The sequence below is a fragment of the Thauera sp. 63 genome (assembly GCF_000310165.2).
In the GTDB taxonomy this organism is placed as follows: domain Bacteria; phylum Pseudomonadota; class Gammaproteobacteria; order Burkholderiales; family Rhodocyclaceae; genus Thauera; species Thauera humireducens.
The window spans coordinates 1-2,689 of the sequence record NZ_AMXC01000067.1; the positions used below are offsets into that span (position 1 = coordinate 1).

At 74.4% G+C, this 2,689-nt stretch carries 1 protein-coding gene and 1 pseudogene; both read right to left on the reverse strand.

Annotated elements, in window-relative coordinates:
• A pseudogene (locus C664_RS21120) lies at positions 1–506 on the reverse strand (hypothetical protein); the annotation flags it as partial.
• Positions 503–2,689: 3'-5' exonuclease (locus C664_RS19895; RefSeq protein ID WP_038012675.1), on the reverse strand; the 2,187-nt coding region annotated here is incomplete at its 5' end. The pseudogene C664_RS21120 and the gene C664_RS19895, both read right to left, overlap by 4 nt.

The following is a 2,689-nucleotide window of genomic DNA, read 5'->3' on the forward strand; positions in this document are numbered from 1 at the left end:
GGCGGCTGCACCGGCGCGGCGGCGCGTGGCGCGCGCGCCACCAGCGCCCGCGCCAGTGCCCGCTCCTGGTCGAAATGGCGGCGCAGGTAGAGCCGGTCGCTGCTGTCGAGCACCAGCGGATGCGCCGACGCGCCCGCGATGGCCTGCGCGGCTTCGACCACCACACCGCTCGCCAGCAGGCGATGGCGGAGCTCGTCCGCGAATTGCGGAGCCGACGCTTCGCCAGCCCACGGCAGGAGCGTCCAGTCGGCGTCGGACTGCCCGTCCGCTGGCGCGAGGTCCCCGTCCATGTCTGCCGCGAAGGCGGCCGGCACCTCGCGCGTGATCTCCCCCGCGGCACCGCCTTCGTTGAGCGCTGCCAGCGGAATGCAGACATGGCCCGCGCTGGTCGCCAGCGCAAGCCGGCGCGCCGCACTGGCCAGCACCGCGCGGCTGGCGGCCGGGGCCTGCAGCGCATCGGCCCAGGCGAGCAGGTGGTGGGCGAAGCCGTCGGCGAGATCGTTCATGCGGACTCCAGCGCGGACGCGGCGGCGGTACCGGCGAGCAGCGCATCGAGCGCCTCGAGCGTGGCGCGCGGGCAGCGGTGGTGATAGACACCGGCCGCCCGGCCGTCGACCTGCCAGCCCGGCCGCACGCCGCGCACGAACAGGTAGAGCACGCCGCCGAAGTGACGTTCGAAGTCGTAGCCCGGCAGGCTGCGGCCGAGATGGCGATGCAGCGCCACGCTGTAGATCAGGTGCTGCAGGTGGTAGCCGTGCGCCTGCATCGCGGCTTCGAGGCGCGCCGGCGCGTAGTCCTGCGGCCGGTCGCCGAGATGGTTGGACTTCCAGTCCAGCACCCAGAAGCGGCCGTCGTGCTCGAACACGAGGTCGATGAAACCCTTCAGGTAGCCGTCGAGTTCGTGGAAGGCGAGCCGCGGCATGCGGTAGCCCTGCGCCGCGAGCCAGGCGTTGAGCTGCGGCGCGGTGAGGCGTGGCGCCGGCAGGTGAAAGCCCAGTTCGACCAGGCGGCGCGCGGGCGGCACGGTGTCGAGCCGCAGCCCTGTACCGCCGGCATCCGCCAGCAGCGGCGTGGCCACGACGTCCGCCAGCAGCGTGCGCAGCATGCGCGACAGAAGTGCGGTCTCGTCCTGTGGCGCGACAGCCGCCGGGCGTCCGCGCGGTCGGCGGTCGGCGGACAGGCGTTGCGGATGGGCCGCCAGCGCGGCGGCGACGGCGGCATCCCAGCCGGCCGGATCGGTGAAGTCGACGACCTCGAACACCGCGTGCATGCAATCGCCCGCCACCGGACCGCGCGGGAAGCGCAGGATGTCGTCGTCCGCCGGAGGCGCGGCGCCGTCGGCCTCTCCCGCGAGTCCGCTCAGCACGGCCAGCTCACCGGCGTCGAGTGCGTTCGCGTCGTGGTCCAGCGCGGCCTGTTCGTGCGCCGCGCCCGAGATCAGCGCGCTGAAGCTGCCGATGCGCCAGCCCGCCGGCAGTGCTGGGGGACGCTGGGCCCGCGGGCGCTGGCCCGCGGAATCGGGGGGCGCCAGCGCGTCGCCCTGGCCATCAGGCAGGTCGGTGAGCTGCATCGTCGGCCGGCCGTCGAGCGCGCTCGCCGCGACCAGCGCACGCCAGCAGGCGTCGGTGCCGAGCGGGTTGGGCTTGTGCTCGGCCCAGGCCTCGGCATCCATGCCGGCGCCGGCCGCCATCCAGTTGAGCAGGCTGCGGCCGGCCTCGGTGTGGCTCACACGACCGAAGCTCAGCGTGGCGTAGCTGCCGACGACGAGGTAGCAGCGATGCACCGCGCGCGTCAGCGCGACGTAGATCAGGCGCAGATCCTCGGCCTGGCGCTCGCGGCGCAGGCGGGCCTTGACCGCCTCGTCCTTCGCCGCCGCTTCGCGGTAATCGAGCACCAGTTCGCCGTCGTCGTCGTGCCAGGCGCGCATCGGCCCCTCGCCACCGCTGCGGGCGTAGCCGTCGAACAGGAAGGGGCAGAACACGACGCCGTACTCCAGCCCCTTCGAGCGGTGGATGGTGACGATCTGCACCAGGTTGCGGTCGGATTCGAGCCGCAGCTGGGTGGCCTCGCCGCCGGCCGCATCGCGTCGGCGGGTGGCCAGCATGCGCAGCAGCACCTCGGGCGTGGCGGTGCCGGCGTCCTGCTGCAGCAGCTCGGCCAGGTGCATCAGGTTGGTGAGGCGGCGTTCGCCATCCGGCCGCGCGAGCAGGCGGGCGGCGACGCCCTCGTCGCTCATCCATTGGCGCAGCATCACGCCGAAGCCGCGCGACAGCCACAACTCGCGCCAGCGCACGAAGGCGTCCAGCGTGCCGAGCAGCGCGGCCTCGTCGCCGGCCAGACGGGCCAGCGCCGCGGCATCGCGGCCCATCGCCGCAGTGGCGAGCGCCGCCTTGACACGGCGCTCGCGCAGCGGCTCGGCAATCGCCAGCAGCACGCGCTCGAGTTCCTCGGCATCGTCGGTATGGAACACGCTGGCCTGCGACAGCTCGACGCTGCCGACGCCGAAGGCCGCCAGCGCGCGGCGCATGCGCGCGCCCTGGCCGTGGCTGCGCACCAGCACCGCGATGTCGGACGGCGCCAGCGACCGCTCGCCGATGCGCACCCTGCCCTGCGCTCCGGCCGCCAGCAGGCGCGCGATCTCGGCGGCGCTGGCGTGCGCCGCGCGATGCAGGGCCGCCGCGCGCGGCAG